Raw genomic sequence first — 14,277 nt, 5'->3', positions numbered from 1 at the left:
CTTCGTCGTTGCCGGACACAGGCGGCGGATGACGCAGGAGACGGCCGGACTACCGCCCGTTCCTCTGAAAGACCAGTGTGCGCTGCGCTCAGAAGTCCGAGTTGCCGGGCGGGCACGATCCCTCAGCCGACCCGCGCGTCGGGCCCGGCCGCGCGGCCATAGGCCTGCAGGGCCTCGAAGACGCGCAGGCTCGCGGCGAGGTCGGCGGTGCTCACCTGCGCGAAGACTTCGGCCCGCAGGGCCGCGAGTTCGGCCTCCATCCGCGTCACGACGGCCGTGCCGGCGGGCGTCAGGCTGATCACCTTGGCGCGGCGGTCGGTGGGGTCCTCCCGGCGGAGCGCGAGGCCCGCCTCGCAGAGCTGGTCGAGGAGGCGCACCAGCGACGGACCCTCGATGCCCACCGCCTCGGCCAGGGCATTCTGCCGGGGGCCGTCGAGGCGGGCGATCAGGATCAGCGGAACCGCAGTGGCATCCGAGAGCCCGTGCGCCTCCATGACGGCGTTGGCGGCGCGACGCCATTGCCGGCCTGCGAGCAGGAGCGTGTGGGTGTAGGCGAGGCGGAGCCGGTTCAGGTCCAAGTCCGGATCGAAGTCCGGGTCCAGGTCCGGATCCACGTCCCTGCCGGGGCTTTCCGCCGGAATTCCAGCAGGCGTTCTGGGCGGCACGCGCGTCTCCCGGAACCATTGACCGGCAGGGCCGGACTTCAATTGCGTCCGCATAGTTAGGCTGCAAACCATTTGATCGCAAGCGGACATCGTCGTATCACGATGCCGGCATGCGTCTCGTCGTCGGGCGGCCTGCCGCCACGCCGTGGCCGGCACCGGACCTTGATTGATCCGACGAGACGTAAGAAGGACTGACGATGAGCGCTGCCGACGATCTCCCCTTCACCATCTCGCCGCATCCGGGTCCGGTCTCGCCGGAGCGCCGGGCCGACCTGCTGGTCGATCCCGGCTTCGGCCGGGTATTCACCGACCACATGGTGACGATCCGCTACGTCGAAGGGCGCGGCTGGCACGATGCCCGCGTGGAGGCGCGCGCGCCGATCTCCCTCGATCCGGCGGCGGCGGTGCTGCACTACGCCCAGGAGATCTTCGAGGGGCTGAAGGCCTATCGCACGGCCGACGGCGGCGCCGCCCTGTTCCGGCCGGAGGCCAACGCCCAGCGCTTCCGGCTCTCGGCCGAGCGCCTGGCGATGCCGCCGCTGCCCGACGCGGTCTTCGTCGAATCGGTCAAGCAACTGGTCAGCGCCGACCGGAACTGGATCCCGTCGAGCGAGGGCGGCAGCCTGTACCTGCGCCCCTTCATGATCGCCAGCGAGGTGTTCCTCGGGGTCAAGCCGTCGTCGGAATACCTCTACCTCGTCATCGCCTCGGCGGTGGGCGCCTACTTCAAGGGCGGCTCCGAGACCGTGACGGTGTGGGTCTCGCAGGACCAGACCCGCGCCGCCCCCGGCGGCACCGGCGCGGCGAAGTGCGGCGGCAACTACGCCGCCAGCCTGCGCGCCCAGGCCGCCGCCCTGGAGCATGGCTGCGCCCAGGTCGTGTTCCTCGACGCGATCGAGCGCCGCTGGGTCGAGGAACTGGGGGGCATGAACATCTTCTTCGTCTTCGACGACGGATCGATGGTGACCCCGCCGCTGAGCGACACCATCCTGTCGGGCATCACCCGCGACTCGATCCTGACCCTGGCGCGGGCCGACGGCCTCACGGTGGCCGAGCGGCCCTATTCCATCGACGACTGGAAAGCCGATGCCGCGAGCGGACGCCTGCGCGAGGTCTTCGCCTGCGGCACCGCCGCCGTGATCACACCGGTCGGGACCGTGCGAGGCCCGGAGGGCGAATTCTCGGTCTCGGACAACGTCGCCGGCCCGGTCACGAAGCGCCTGCGCTCGGCGCTCGTCGACATCCAGCGCGGCCAGGCCCCCGACCCGCACGGCTGGGTCACGCGGGTCTTCTGAGCGCCGCTCGGGCGAGCCGGGGCCGCGCAGCCCCGGCCCGACCGGCACCCCTCAGGGCAGGGCGGCGCGCTTGCGCAGGATCAGGTCGCCCCGGAACAGGAACTTCTGGGCACGCTTGCCGGTGTCGACCTCGGTGGTGAAGACGTTGCCGCGGCTGTCCACCGCGAGGTTATGGACCCAGTGGAACTCGCCCGCCATGCGTCCGTTGCGGCCGAAGGCGCCGAGCACCTCGCCGGTCTGGCGGCTGAGCGTACGGACTTCGTTGTTGGCGCCGTCGGCGTTGAGAAGGTAGCTCTGGTCCGGGTCCGGCCAGAGGGCCACCTCCCAGACCGCCCCGTTGGCGCGGGTGCCCTTCTCCACGAAGAACTCCTTCACGAAGCTGCCGTCGCGGCGGAAGACCTGCACGCGATTGTTCGTGCGGTCGCAGACGTAGACCAGCCCGTCGCGGGCGACCTGCACGCAGTGGACGGGGTTGCGGAACTGCTGCGCGGGCGCGGCGGCCGGGTCGTAGGCCGGCAGGGTCTCGTCCGTCGGCGGCTTTCCGTAGGCGCCCCACATCCGCTTGAACGCGCCGGTCTCGGCGTCGAACACGATGACCCGGTGGTTGAAGTAGCCGTCGGCGACGTAGAGTTCGTTGGTCTCGGGATCGACCTGCATGGCGGCGGGCTTGCCGAGGCGGGTGGTGTCGAGGCTGTTGGTCTGCGGCCCCTGGCGGCCGATCTGCAGCACGAACCGACCCTCGGCCGTGAACTTCAGGATCTGCCCGTCCGTCTCGCCGTTGCCGGCGAGCCAGACGAAGCCCTTGTGGTCGATATGGATGCCGTGCTCGTTCTGGGGCCACTCGTAGCCCGGGCCGGGCCCGCCCCAGCTGCGGATCAGCGTGCCGGCCTGGTCGAACACGAGCACGGGCGGTGCCGGGTGGCAGCACTTGGTGCGCGGCGGGTTCAAGCTCGCGGCCTTCTCGTCGTCGGTGAGCGAGCGCGGGCGCTGGACCACCCAGATCTGGTCCTGCGCATCGACTGCGACGCCGGAGGCCTGCCCCATGATCCAGTTGTTGGGCAGCGGCTTCGGCCAGGCCGGATCGACCTGGAAGGTAAGCGGGCCGGCACAAGCCAGACCCGCCCAGGCGACCGCCAGCACGGCCAATCCAAGCCGAAGTTTCATCTCGTCCTCCCGATGGACTTTGTTGTTGTCGCCAGTATCCGCGCGCCGTCTCGACGCGTCCAGCGATCACGAAGCCGGGAGGTGTCTGCGCCGGTGATTTGTCATGCTGAATCCGAGCAATCCCTGGGAGAGCGGATTTCGGCGCGACTCAGGCGCCGCGTGGGCTGGCGGAGACATCGCGCCAGGCGGAGAAGGTCGCCGCCTGGCCAGCGACCGACCCGTCCGGGCGGCGAAGCTGCCAGACCACGCCGTCCTCGATCCAGAAGCGGCGGCCCGACTTCGCGATCCGGACGCCGCGATAGCCGCACGCGAAGCCGTCGCGGGTGACCGCGTCGAGGAGGGCCTGGCGCGCGGCCCGCTCCGGCGCCTCGGCGGAGAAGCGCGAGGGCAGGCCGACGATCTCGTCCCAGGCATATTCGAAGCAGGCCTGCGCCGTCCGGTTGGCGTAGGTGAAGCACGGGTCGGCGCCGCCATCGTGGGCCAGAAGGGCGAAGGGGGCCTCCGCATAGGCCCAGGCCGCGTCCCGGGGCACCGGCGTCAGCTGCCGGCCGACGACGCGGGCATGGCTGTCCGCCAGGAGTTCGAAGAAGGCGGGGTCGCGGGCGCGATCGAGCCCCACGGTGGGAGACGGGTTCATCTTGGCTGCGTCCTCCGGGTGATCGGATGGCGGGGGTTCCTCAAGGCTCGGCCCTGATCCGCTCCATCAGGGCCGCGTCCGCGTAGCCGTCCGGCGTCAGGCTCCGGGCGGCCTGATAGGCCCGGATGGCCGCGCGCGTGCGAGGCCCCGGCTTGCCGTCGGCGCCGCCCGCCGGGAAGCCGAGTTCCGTGAGACGGGCCTGGAGCCCCTTGAGCGCCTCCGCGCTGGGCATGGCATCCGCGCGCGGCCAGTCCCGTGCGAAGGCCGGGGCACCGCGCAGGCGGTCGGACAGGTGGCCCACCGTGAGCGCGTAGGCCAGGGCCGTGTTGTAGCGCAGGATCATCCGGAAGTTCGGCTGGAGCAGGAAGGCGGGCCCCCGCGCCCCGGCGGGGACGATCAGGGTCGCGCGCGCGAACGGGTCCGTGGCCGCTCCGTTCGCCGCCCCTTCGTTCAGCGGTTCCACCCCGAGGGCGCGCCATTCGGCGAAGGTGCGCTCCGTACCCTCGTCGGCCAGCGCGTAGTCGAAGCCTTCGGGCAGGCGCGCCTCGCTGCCCCAGCGCTCGCCCGGGCGCCACCCCATCGCCCGCAGGTAGTTCGCCGTGGAGGCGAGGGCGTCGGGCACCGAGGTCCAGATGTCCCGCCGGCTGTCGCCGTCGAAATCCACCGCGTAGGCCTGGTAGACGGTGGGCATGAACTGCGTATGCCCCATGGCGCCGGCCCAGGACCCGGTGAGCGGCTCGGCCGGCGGCCGGTCCTGGGCCAGGATCTCCAGCGCCGCCACCAGTTCGCTCCGCCAGTAGGGCGCGCGGGGCGTGCCCGCGCAGGCGAGGGTCGCCAGGGAGCGCAGCACGGGACGGACGATGCCGGGATCGTCGAGCACGCTGCCGTAGGTCGATTCGACGCCCCAGAACGCCACGAGAACGTGCCGGTCGACGCCGTAGCGCGCCTCGATCGCCGCGAGGGTCGGAGCCAACGCCTGCAGCTTGGCGCGCCCGGCCTCGATGCGCGCCTCGGTGAGGTTGGCGTCGAGGTAGGCCCAGATCGGCTTGACGAACTCCGCCTGGTTCTGCGTCGCCGCGACGACCTCGGGATCGGGGGCGAGCTCCGAGAGCCGGCCCGCGACGGCCTCGGGGACGCCGCGCGCCCGAGCCTCGCGGGCGATGTCGCCGGGGCAGCCGGACGCGACCGGGGGCGCCGCCACGGGGTCGGCGGGCTCGGCCCGTGCCGCTACGCCGAGGGCCAGGTATCCGGCGGTCAGAAGGCTGGCGGTCAGGCCGAGGGGGCGACGGCGCATGCGGTTCGTCCTTTCGTCCGGCGCTCGCGGGGCGATGCGGGATCACGCTCGGGGATCCGCCCCGGCCGCGTCAACCAATCCTTGCCTCTTGCGCCGCTAAGGTCCGCGTCTTGCCATGGACGGAGCGCCGGAAGCAGGGTCCGGGGAACCTGGGATTCTCCGAGAGCTGCATGCCTTCGGAAGTCGAATGTCTTCACAAGTCGAACGTCTCGGAATGCCGAACGTCTTGGAAAGCCAGGGATCAGAGGGCATGACCATCGCACCCGATGCCGCGGTGTCCCAGCGCGAGAAGCCTCCCCGATGCTGATCGCCCTTATCCTGTTCGTCGGCGGCGGGCTCATCGGCTTCTACAGCCACGTCCTCATCGCATTCGGCTTGTCAGCCCTCGTGCTGCTCCTCTCGGCCACGGTCTGGGTGATCCGCGCGGAGGTATCGGTCGTGGGCGTCCTGGTGTTCTTTGCCCATCTCACCGCCCTGCAGGCGGGCTACCTCGTCGGCGCCTACCTGCGCATGCGCGCCAGTCCCGACAAGGAGAAATGAGGGCTCACCAGAACCAGACCGGTCCCTGGTTGAGGGCCAGGATCGGCACCCAGAGCAGAACCGCCGTCGCGCACAGCGCCAGGACCAGCGCCAGGGCCGGCCGCCGGCTCGATCGTGCACGGAATGTTTCGAAACGGGACATACGTGCTTCAACTCGGGACATGCGTGGCTGTATCCCGGGATCAACTGCACGCGGCGGGCCGGGTGCAGCGAAGACACGCTCGTTGACCCATTGCGCTCCGGCTGGGACGAGACACCGAAGCGTGACCAAATTTGCCGCAAAGAGGCTCGACTTAACCCCCCGTTTGTAGCCTTGGTCCGGCCAAGGGGCAGGGATCGGTCCATGCGGCGACACCGAGCGTCGCGGCATGCTCAAGGAGTTCTGGAATGATCGGCAGTGGGAAACGGACGCCGTGGGTCGCGGCGGCCTTCGTGGCGCTGGCCAGCCTGACGGGCGGGGCGCAGGCGGCGCAATGCGGCAATTCCGCCGCCGGCTTCGAAGCCTGGAAGCAGGATTTCGCCGAGGAGGCACGGGGCAAGGCGAGTGCCGCCAGCCTCGCGACCCTGATGGGCACCTCCTATTCGACCGCGACCATTTCGGCGGATCGGGGCCAGAAGAGCTTCAAGCTCTCCCTCGACCAGTTCCTCGCCAAGCGCGGCGGCAACACGATCGTGTCGCGCGGCCGGGCCCTGAAGGCCCAGAACGCGGCCCTGTTCGATGCGATCGAGCAGCGCTACGGCGTGCCGCCCGGCCCCCTCCTGGCGATCTGGGGTATGGAGACGGGCTTCGGTGCGGTGAAGGGCAACGTGAACACCCTCTCGGCCGTGGCGACCCTCGCCTATGATTGCCGGCGCTCGGCCTACTTCACCGACCAGCTCTACGCGGCCCTCACCCTGGTGGATCGCGGCGTCCTCAACGCGAACACGCGGGGTGCCGCCCACGGCGAGGTCGGCCACACCCAGTTCCTGCCCCGGAACGTCTTGACCTACGGGGTCGGCGGCAGCCTCGACAATTCGAGCAACGCCCTGAACTCCACGGCGAACTTCCTGAAGGGTCACGGCTGGCGGGCGGGCGCGGGCTACCAGCCCGGCGAGCCGAACTTCGCGGCGATCCAGGGCTGGAACGCCGCCTCGGTCTACCAGCGCGCCATCGCCCTGCTCGGCCAGCGCATCGACGGACAATAAGCCTCCCGACGGGGACCGGCGCGCCGGTCCCCACGCCCGGGCGGTTATTGTGCGAGGCCGGCCACGTCGTCGGTGCAGAGCATCAGGTCGGTCGCCTGGGCCACGAGGCCCGCCATGGCGCGCTCCTCTTCCGGGACGCGCGGGCTCGCCGCGAGCCGAGCGGCATCCTGCTTCAGGGTCCGGTTGCAGCCGCAGGCAGGCAGGCCGCCATCCGGCGTGCAGGCATCGTGCTTGCGGCAGGCGGCATCGAGGGCGTCGACCGGGGCGACATCCATGCCGTCGTTGCCGGGGCCACAATAATGCCCGTGGACGAGCAGGGCGGGGCGCGGCGTCTGCGGAAGTCCCTCCGTCTGGGCGGAGGCGCCGACGATACCGGCGAGCGACAGGGCGACCGCGAGACCGGCGCGCCGTGGAAAGAGACTCATGGGCGTGTCCTGAACGAAGAACGGCAGATCGGGCACTGGCAGCATCCGCCGTCCGGTTGGTCCCCTCGGCCCAGACAATCCCATGGGGCCGATCCCGTTCCATGAACCGTCGCCGCGTCATCGACGGGATCGTCGCAGGTCTGTCCCGGAACCCCCTTCGGATCGGGAGCCGCCGCACTCAGCAGGCGGCGACGTTCACCGCGAGTCCGCCGAGCGAAGTCTCCTTGTACTTGGCCTGCATGTCGTGGCCGGTCTGGCGCATGGTCTCGATCACCTCGTCGAGGCTGACGCGGTGGATGCCGTCGCCCCGCAGGGCCAGGGAGGCTGCCACCAGCGCCTTGTTGGCCCCGAAAGCGTTGCGCTCGATGCAGGGGATCTGCACGAGCCCGCCGATGGGGTCGCAGGTCATGCCGAGATGGTGCTCCATCGCGATCTCGGCGGCGTTCTCCACCTGGGCGGCACTGCCGCCGAGGAAGGCCGCCAGCCCCGCCGCCGCCATGGCGGCTGCCGAGCCGACCTCGCCCTGGCAGCCGACCTCGGCCCCGGAGATCGAAGCCCGGGTCTTGATCAGCCCACCCACCGCCGCGGCGGTGAGCAGGAAGTCGCGGGCCCGCGCCTCCGACCAGTCGGGGCAGAAATCACGGGCATAGCGCAGCACCGCGGGCACGATGCCGGCCGCGCCATTGGTCGGCGCCGTCACGACCCGCCCGCCGGCCGCGTTCTCCTCGTTGACCGCCAGCGCGTAGAGGCTGATCCAGTCGACGATCTCGTGCGGCGGCCGCGTGTTGAGGCGGCGCCCCGCCGTCAGGTCCTCGTGCAGGCGCCGGGCGCGCCGGCGCACCTTGAGTCCGCCGGGCAGCACACCGTCCTGGGCCAGACCCCGGTCGATGCAGGCGAACATCGCGTCGCGGATGGCATCGAGCCCCGCCTCCACCGCCTCGGGGGCGCGGCTGCCGCATTCGTTGGCGAACTGCACCTCGGCGATCGTGAGCCCCCGTTCGAGGCAGAGGGCCAGGAGTCCGGCCGCGCTCGCGTAGGGCAGGGGGCAGGCGGACTCGATACGCGACGCGGCGGCGATCTCGGCTTCCGTCACCACGAAGCCGCCGCCCACGGAGTAGTAGGTCTCGCTGTCGAGGACGGCGCCGCGTTCGTCGAGCGCCTGGAAGCGCAGGCCGTTGGTGTGGAGCGGCAGCACGTCGGTGAAGTTGAAGGCGAGATCCGCCGCCGGATCGAAGGCCGGGCCGCCGGGAGCCAGAGCCTTCCCGGCGGTGAGGCCGGCGATGATTCCGGCGACCGCGTCGGGGTCGACGCTCTGCGGCTCATGGCCGAGGAGCCCGAGGAAGATCGCCGCGTCGGTGCCGTGGCCGCGCCCCGTCCAGGCCAGGGAGCCGAAGATCTCGGCCCGGATCCGGGCGAGGTGGGGCAGGTGGCGCGTGCGCGCGCGGAAGCGGCGGGCGGCGACCATCGGGCCGACGGTGTGGGAACTCGACGGGCCGATCCCGATCTTGAAGAGGTCGAAGGCGCTGATCATCGCGGTCCGTGTGCTGTTCGAACTCGGAGGTCCGTTCGAACTTGAAGGTCCGTCCGAGCGCGAAGCCCGCACGCGACGCGCCCCCGGGCGACGGGGGCATCGGCCGTACCCCGCCGTGCCGGCCGGAGACACCCTAGGTCGGACGCGCCGATCCGTCCGTGCGAAAGGCCACCGAAGCGAGGCGGGCTCAGGCAGCCGCGCGGTCGAGGTCGCCTTGGACCGGCGCCAGCAGTTCGCCGAGGAGGGCGACGAGCTGGTGCCCGTGATAGGGCGTGCGCAGGCAGAGCGCACCCGGCACCATCGCCTCCGGATCGAGGCGACGGGGGGAGCGGGCGGTGCAGACCACGCCCACCGTGGGATCGAGGCAGCGCGCGACGGCGGCGAGGGAGAGCCCGTCCACCGTATCGCGCACGTCGGCATCGGTCACGAGCACGTCCACCCGGCGCCCGCCGGTCTGGGCCAGCAGCAGGGCCTCGACCTCGCCGGCGGTGCGTGCGCCCAGCACGTTGAAGCCTGACATTTCTAGGCAACTCGTCGTGATGGAGCGGGTCAACTCGTCCCCGGCGAGGAGGACCACGAGGGGCTGTGGGGACGCAACAAGCATGACGGTGTTCCTGTGTGAACCGATGTCGAATGCTTCGGCTTTCGGGTGAGCAACGATTCGCAGATGGACGAGATCCCGATCGTAGGAATCGAGCGGTTAACGCGTCCTTAAACACCGAGTTTCGCCAGACAACTCCATTTCTTTTCACAATTTCCCGAGATCAACGATTTGGTGCAGATGCCCACCTTATCAGCATCTCTCTGCCTATTAAGAATGCTGACGATGCCTGATCTGCATTCGTGATGGACTATGCTCCGACGTCCCATGCGCGGCGGGCCCGGTTTCCGCATGGAGCCTATCGCGAGGCTCAAGCACCGGACCCGTGAGGCGCCGCGATGCCGGGAGGCCCCGACCGGACCGGGCCGACGGGAACGCTCCGGCGCGGTGCGGCGAACCTTCGGTTGTGCGCCCGAAACGGAGAAGAGGCTTTCCCGATCGCGCCGAAAAAAGCCGTTTGCTTCCTTTGACGTCGGCAGCCGTCCGCGCAATCCTGGCGTGGACTTGAGAAGCCGAAGCAAACACCCAGTCGACGCACGAAAATCACGTGGCCGTGATTGCGCATCGACCTGTCTTCCATCGCTCAACCCGAAATCCTGGGATGCCATTCCCTGGCGTCCCGTCCGAACGCATGAGGGTCACCATGGGCTTTCCGCCGTCACACCGCGACCGCAGCGATCCGATCCGGTTCGCCTACTGGGTGCCCAACGTCTCGGGTGGCCTCGTCATCAGCAAGATCCCCCAGCGCACGAGCTGGGACGCGCCCTACAATCGCCGCCTGGCGCAGATCGCGGAAGCAGCCGGGTTCGACTACGCCCTGACGCAGATCCGCTTCACCGCCGGCTACGGCGCCGAGTACCAGCACGAATCCGTCGCCTTCAGCCACGCGCTGCTGGCCGCGACCTCCAAGCTCAAGGTCATCGCGGCGCTGCTGCCCGGTCCCTGGAACCCGACGCTCGCCGCCAAGCAGATCGCCACGATCAGCCAGCTCACGGAGGGGCGCATCGCCGTCAACGTGGTCTCGGGCTGGTTCTCGGGCGAGTTCCGCGCCATCGGCGAGCCCTGGCTCGACCATGACGAGCGCTACCGCCGCTCGGAGGAGTTCATCCGCGCCCTGCGGGGGATCTGGACCCAGGACGCCTTCACCTTCCGGGGCGATTTCTACCGCTTCACCAACTACACCCTGAAGCCGAAGCCGGCCGACCCGCAGCCGGAGGTCTTCCAGGGTGGCTCCTCGCGGGCGGCGCGGGACATGGCCGCGCGGGTGTCCGACTGGTACTTCACCAACGGCAACACGCCCGAGGGCATCGCGGCCCAGGTGGACGACATCCAGGCCAAGGCGCGCGCCAACGGGCATTCCGTGAAGGTCGGCGTCAACGCCTTCGTCATCGCCCGTGAGACGGAGGCGGAAGCCCGTGCCGTCCTGCAGGACATCATCGACCACGCCGATCCTGAAGCCGTGAAGGCCTTCGGCCACGAGGCGAAGAACGCCGGCAAGGCCTCGCCGGAAGGGGAAGGCAATTGGGCGAAATCGAGCTTCGAGGACCTCGTCCAGTACAATGACGGCTTCAAGACCAACCTCATCGGCACGCCGGACCAGATCGCCGAGCGCATCGTGGCCCTGAAGGATGTCGGCGTGGACCTCGCGCTCCTCGCCTTCCTGCACTTCCAGGAGGAGGTCGCGTATTTCGGGGAACACGTCATTCCCCGGGTTCGGGCGCTGGAGGCCGCACGCCGCCAGCGGGCCGAGGCCGCCTGAGCCGTTCCGTCATCCGACCGCAGGGAGTGAGCCCATGACCATCGCCATCAGCGCCGGCGCGCGCGATGCCTTCCACCTGCCGACCGGGGCGCCCGGCCCCGCCCGGCCGTCCGACCCGGCGCACGTCGTCCGGGACGATGCGGAAGCGCTGGAGATCGCGAAACGCCTCGCGGCGGCGTTCCAGGTCGGAGCCTCCGAGCGCGACCGCACCGGGCGCCGTCCGCACGCCGAACTCGACGCATTCTCGCAGAGCGGCCTCTGGTCGATCAACGTCCCGAAGGTCCATGGCGGGCCGGGGGTCTCCTACCGCACCCTGGCCCAGGTGATCGCCATCATCTCGGCGGCCGACCCCTCCATCGGTCAGATCGCCCAGAACCACCTCGGCATCGTCGCCGCCATCGACACGGTCTCGGACACGGAGCAGAAGGCCCTGCTGTTCGGCCTCGTGCTCGCCGGCACCCGCTTCGGCAATGCGTTCTCGGAGATCGGCACACCGCGGGCGGCCGATTTCCGGACGGCCTTCGTGGAGGACGGCGACCACGTGGTGGTGCGGGGCACCAAGTTCTACGCCACCGGCGCGCTGCTGGCGCACCTCGTCCCCATCGTCGCCCTCGATGGCGAGGGCCGGCCCTGGTACGCCATCGCGGAGCGCGACGCCCCCGGCCTGACCGTGATCGACGACTGGTCGAGCTTCGGCCAGCGCACCACCGCGAGCGGCACCGTCGAGATCGCGGACGTGCGCGTGCCGAAGACCCATCTGGTGCCGGCCTGGAAGGGCTACGCGCGCCCGAGCGCCGACGGGGCGATCTTCCAGATCATCCAGGCCGCGGTGGATGCGGGCATCGCCCGGGCGGCGCTGGCCGAGACCATCGCGTTCGTGCGCACCAAGTCCCGGCCCTGGATCGACAGCGGCCTGGAGCGCGCCTCCGACGACCCCCACACCATCCGGATCGTCGGAGACCTGACGATCCGGCTGCACGCGGCGGAAGCGCTCCTCGACCGGGCGGGGCTCGCCATCGATACCGCCGTGGTGGCCCCGGATGCCGACACGGTCGCGGCCGCGCAACTCGCGGTGGCCGAGGCGAAGGTACTCACCACCGAGGTGGCGCTCGCCGCCGCCAACACCCTGTTCGAGCTGGCCGGGACCCGCGCGACGCTCTCCGAGCACAACCTCGACCGGCACTGGCGCAACGCCCGCACCCACACGCTCCACGATCCCGTGCGCTGGAAATACGCGATCATCGGCAATCACGCCCTGAACGGGGTGAACCCACCCTTCCACGCCTGGAGCTGAGGCGTCTCCGGCGCCTTTGACGCGGGACAAAGTCGGGTTTCGTACGCGTCCGCCATCTGGCGGTCGCGCGCGCGTGATCCATGTCCCTTCGCATGAACTTCGTCCCCCACGACCGTATCGAGACCGGCCCGGCCCGGATCAGGGCCGCCGCGCGCGCGGTGTCGCGCCGCGCGGCCGAGCGTGCCGATGCCCTCGACCGGGAGGGCGGGTTTCCCGCAGAGGATATCGCCCACGCCCACGCGACGGGCCTGCTCGCTGCGCCGCTGCCGGTGGCCCTGGGGGGAGGCGGCCTCGATGCGCCGGAGATGGCGCCGGCTCTCGCCGATCTCCTGGCGCAGATCGGGCGCGGCAGCCTCGCCCTCGGGCGGCTCTACGAGGGGCATGTCAACGCGCTGGCCCTCGTCGTCCGCTACGCCGAGCCGGCGGTGGCCGAACGCCTGGCGGGCGACGCCTGCGACGGCCACCTGTTCGGGGTCTGGAACACGCAGCCTCAGGCGGGCGGCCTCACCCTCGAGGAGGCGGACGGCGCAGCGACGCTGCGCGGGGTCAAGTCCTTCGCCTCCGGTGCCGGCTCCGTCACCCGCCCCCTCGTCACCGCGCGCCGGCCCGACGGGCGCCAGCAGATGATGGTGGTGGACCTGGAGGCCGGAACCCGGGCCGACCTCTCGGGCTGGCGGGCGCAGGGCATGCGCGCCTCGCACTCGGGCATCCTCGACTTCACGGGGCTGCCCGCCGACCCCGGCGGATTCGTTGGCGGTCCCGACGCCTACTTTGCCGAACCGCACTTCTCCGGCGGGGCTTGGCGCTTCGCCGCCGTGCAGCTCGGGGGCGTCGAGGCGGTGTTCGATGCCCTGCGGGACCATCTCGGGCAAACCGGACGGGGCGGCGACCCGCACCAGGCGGCCCGTCTCGGCGAGGCCGCGATCGCTGTGGAGACGGCTCGCCTGTTCGTCACCCAGGCGGCGCGGCTCGCCAGCGACCCCGAGGCCGATCCGGCCCGGGTCATCGCCTACGTCAACCTGACTCGGCTGGCGGTCGAGCGGGCCGGGCTCGACGTCCTGGAACGCACCCAGCGCTCGGTGGGGCTCTCCGGGTTCCTGGCGCCGCATCCCCTGGAGCGGCTGACCCGGGATCTCGCGACCTACCTGCGCCAGCCCGGCCCCGACCGGGCGCTCACCAGCGCAGCCGCCCATGTCCTGGCGGATGCGCGGCCCGCCGACCTCCTCTGGCGCGATCCGGCGGAGCCCTTTATTCCTGAGGTTCCGGCTGATCGTTAGCGGCGAGGGTCCATGACACGCTCCACACATTCGCTCACGCCGGACTATTTCACCGAGCTCTACGCGTCGAATCCCGATCCCTGGGGCTTCACGACCAGTGCCTACGAGCAGGCCAAGTACGAGGCCACCCTGGCGAGCCTCGGCCAAGCGAACTACGCCGAGGCCCTCGAGGTGGGGTGCTCCATCGGGGTGCTCACCCGGCGGCTGGCGGAACGCTGCGGGCGCCTGCTCGCCCTCGACGTGGCGCCAAGCGCCCTCGAGGCTGCGCAGGCGCGCTGCGCGGACTGCCCGCAGGTCGCCTTCCTGCGTGCGGCGGTGCCGGCGGAATGGCCCCCGGGCCGGTTCGACCTCATCGTCCTGTCGGAGGTGCTCTACTTCTTCACGCCGGAGGATCTCGCGGGCATCGCCGACCACCTCGTCGCGGCCCTGAAGCCGGGCACGGAGGTCGTCCTCGTGCACTGGCTCGGGGAGACGAACTACCCCGTCAGTGCGGACGACGCCGTGGAGACGATCATCGCGCGGACGCGAGACCATCTCGAACCCCATCGCCAGGAGCGCACCGACCGCTACCGCCTCGACGTGCTGCGGGCGCGCGCGTGAGGCGCGTTCC

The 14,277-nt window shown here is 70.7% G+C and carries 15 protein-coding genes; 7 read left to right on the top strand and 8 right to left on the bottom strand.

Annotated elements, in window-relative coordinates; translation table 11 throughout:
- Positions 1-122 precede the first annotated feature (122 nt).
- Positions 123-614, bottom strand: coding sequence for a MarR family winged helix-turn-helix transcriptional regulator (locus OF380_RS24005; protein WP_264048153.1), 492 nt, complete (start codon positions 612-614; stop codon positions 123-125).
- Positions 615-862: 248 nt separating this feature from the next.
- Here OF380_RS24005 and OF380_RS24000 point away from each other — a divergent pair, with 248 nt between their 5' ends.
- Entirely contained in the window at positions 863-1,960 is a 1,098-nt protein-coding gene (locus OF380_RS24000) for a branched-chain amino acid aminotransferase (RefSeq protein WP_264048152.1), read from the top strand.
- 51 nt (positions 1,961-2,011) lie between these two features.
- Here OF380_RS24000 and OF380_RS23995 read toward each other — a convergent pair whose 3' ends face one another.
- The 3 genes from OF380_RS23995 to OF380_RS23985 form a co-directional block, all read right to left on the bottom strand.
- A complete protein-coding gene (locus OF380_RS23995; protein ID WP_264048151.1) occupies positions 2,012-3,124 on the bottom strand; it encodes an NHL repeat-containing protein in 1,113 nt (370 codons plus the stop codon).
- Between the two features lie 148 nt (positions 3,125-3,272).
- A complete protein-coding gene (locus OF380_RS23990) occupies positions 3,273-3,761 on the bottom strand; it encodes an MEKHLA domain-containing protein (protein ID WP_264048150.1) in 489 nt (162 codons plus the stop codon).
- Positions 3,762-3,801: 40 nt separating this feature from the next.
- Complete coding sequence (locus OF380_RS23985; protein ID WP_264048148.1) at positions 3,802-5,055, bottom strand: lytic murein transglycosylase; 1,254 nt, start codon at positions 5,053-5,055, stop codon at positions 3,802-3,804.
- 300 nt (positions 5,056-5,355) lie between these two features.
- Here OF380_RS23985 and OF380_RS23980 point away from each other — a divergent pair, with 300 nt between their 5' ends.
- Positions 5,356-5,595 carry a hypothetical protein gene (locus OF380_RS23980; RefSeq protein ID WP_264048147.1) on the top strand — a complete coding sequence of 80 codons (240 nt, stop codon included), beginning with the start codon at positions 5,356-5,358 and terminating at the stop codon, positions 5,593-5,595.
- A 4-nt stretch (positions 5,596-5,599) separates the two neighbouring features.
- On the opposite strand, the gene OF380_RS23975 is transcribed toward OF380_RS23980, so the two are convergent.
- The gene (locus OF380_RS23975; RefSeq protein ID WP_264048146.1) at positions 5,600-5,737 is read right to left on the bottom strand and encodes a hypothetical protein; all 138 of its coding nucleotides are present in this window, start codon (positions 5,735-5,737) and stop codon (positions 5,600-5,602) included.
- Positions 5,738-5,982: 245 nt separating this feature from the next.
- On the opposite strand from OF380_RS23975, the gene OF380_RS23970 reads away from it, so the two are divergent.
- Entirely contained in the window at positions 5,983-6,780 is a 798-nt protein-coding gene (locus tag OF380_RS23970) for a lytic murein transglycosylase (RefSeq protein WP_264048145.1), read from the top strand.
- Positions 6,781-6,824: 44 nt separating this feature from the next.
- Here OF380_RS23970 and OF380_RS23965 read toward each other — a convergent pair whose 3' ends face one another.
- The 3 genes from OF380_RS23965 to OF380_RS23955 all read right to left on the bottom strand — a co-directional run bounded on the left by OF380_RS23965 (position 6,825) and on the right by OF380_RS23955 (position 9,340).
- Positions 6,825-7,205, bottom strand: coding sequence for a hypothetical protein (locus OF380_RS23965; RefSeq protein WP_264048144.1), 381 nt, complete (start codon positions 7,203-7,205; stop codon positions 6,825-6,827).
- A gap of 178 nt (positions 7,206-7,383) precedes the next feature.
- A complete protein-coding gene (locus tag OF380_RS23960; RefSeq protein WP_264048143.1) occupies positions 7,384-8,736 on the bottom strand; it encodes an L-serine ammonia-lyase in 1,353 nt (450 codons plus the stop codon).
- A gap of 187 nt (positions 8,737-8,923) precedes the next feature.
- Positions 8,924-9,340: a response regulator gene (locus OF380_RS23955; RefSeq protein WP_264048142.1), complete on the bottom strand. Its 417-nt coding sequence runs from the start codon at positions 9,338-9,340 to the stop codon at positions 8,924-8,926.
- A gap of 640 nt (positions 9,341-9,980) precedes the next feature.
- Between OF380_RS23955 and sfnG the strand changes: the two genes are divergently transcribed.
- From sfnG to OF380_RS23935, 4 genes are all read left to right on the top strand, one after another.
- The gene (gene sfnG / locus OF380_RS23950; RefSeq protein WP_264048141.1) at positions 9,981-11,096 is read left to right on the top strand and encodes a dimethylsulfone monooxygenase SfnG; all 1,116 of its coding nucleotides are present in this window, start codon (positions 9,981-9,983) and stop codon (positions 11,094-11,096) included.
- A 34-nt stretch (positions 11,097-11,130) separates the two neighbouring features.
- Positions 11,131-12,390 (top strand): SfnB family sulfur acquisition oxidoreductase, encoded by a 1,260-nt coding sequence (locus tag OF380_RS23945; RefSeq protein WP_264048140.1) that lies wholly within the window; start codon positions 11,131-11,133, stop codon positions 12,388-12,390.
- A gap of 92 nt (positions 12,391-12,482) precedes the next feature.
- Positions 12,483-13,667 carry an acyl-CoA dehydrogenase family protein gene (locus OF380_RS23940; RefSeq protein ID WP_264048139.1) on the top strand — a complete coding sequence of 395 codons (1,185 nt, stop codon included), beginning with the start codon at positions 12,483-12,485 and terminating at the stop codon, positions 13,665-13,667.
- Between the two features lie 12 nt (positions 13,668-13,679).
- Positions 13,680-14,267, top strand: a complete 588-nt coding sequence (locus OF380_RS23935) for a nodulation S family protein (RefSeq protein ID WP_264048138.1) — start codon at positions 13,680-13,682, stop codon at positions 14,265-14,267.
- Positions 14,268-14,277: the final 10 nt, after the last annotated feature.

This window comes from Methylobacterium sp. FF17 (assembly GCF_025813715.1).
GTDB lineage: Bacteria > Pseudomonadota > Alphaproteobacteria > Rhizobiales > Beijerinckiaceae > Methylobacterium > Methylobacterium flocculans.
Note: the sequence above shows the minus strand (reverse complement) of the source record. Positions and strands in the feature narration are given on the sequence as shown.

Coding starts and splice junctions, on each gene's coding strand:
- OF380_RS24000 (WP_264048152.1), top strand. CDS start 863: ATGAGCGCTGCCGACGATCTCCCCTTCACCATCTCGCCGCATCCGGGT.
- OF380_RS23995 (WP_264048151.1), bottom strand. CDS start 3,124: ATGAAACTTCGGCTTGGATTGGCCGTGCTGGCGGTCGCCTGGGCGGGT.
- OF380_RS23990 (WP_264048150.1), bottom strand. CDS start 3,761: ATGAACCCGTCTCCCACCGTGGGGCTCGATCGCGCCCGCGACCCCGCC.
- OF380_RS23985 (WP_264048148.1), bottom strand. CDS start 5,055: ATGCGCCGTCGCCCCCTCGGCCTGACCGCCAGCCTTCTGACCGCCGGA.
- OF380_RS23980 (WP_264048147.1), top strand. CDS start 5,356: ATGCTGATCGCCCTTATCCTGTTCGTCGGCGGCGGGCTCATCGGCTTC.
- OF380_RS23975 (WP_264048146.1), bottom strand. CDS start 5,737: ATGTCCCGTTTCGAAACATTCCGTGCACGATCGAGCCGGCGGCCGGCC.
- OF380_RS23970 (WP_264048145.1), top strand. CDS start 5,983: ATGATCGGCAGTGGGAAACGGACGCCGTGGGTCGCGGCGGCCTTCGTG.
- OF380_RS23965 (WP_264048144.1), bottom strand. CDS start 7,205: ATGAGTCTCTTTCCACGGCGCGCCGGTCTCGCGGTCGCCCTGTCGCTC.
- OF380_RS23960 (WP_264048143.1), bottom strand. CDS start 8,736: ATGATCAGCGCCTTCGACCTCTTCAAGATCGGGATCGGCCCGTCGAGT.
- OF380_RS23955 (WP_264048142.1), bottom strand. CDS start 9,340: ATGCTTGTTGCGTCCCCACAGCCCCTCGTGGTCCTCCTCGCCGGGGAC.
- sfnG (WP_264048141.1), top strand. CDS start 9,981: ATGGGCTTTCCGCCGTCACACCGCGACCGCAGCGATCCGATCCGGTTC.
- OF380_RS23945 (WP_264048140.1), top strand. CDS start 11,131: ATGACCATCGCCATCAGCGCCGGCGCGCGCGATGCCTTCCACCTGCCG.
- OF380_RS23940 (WP_264048139.1), top strand. CDS start 12,483: ATGAACTTCGTCCCCCACGACCGTATCGAGACCGGCCCGGCCCGGATC.
- OF380_RS23935 (WP_264048138.1), top strand. CDS start 13,680: ATGACACGCTCCACACATTCGCTCACGCCGGACTATTTCACCGAGCTC.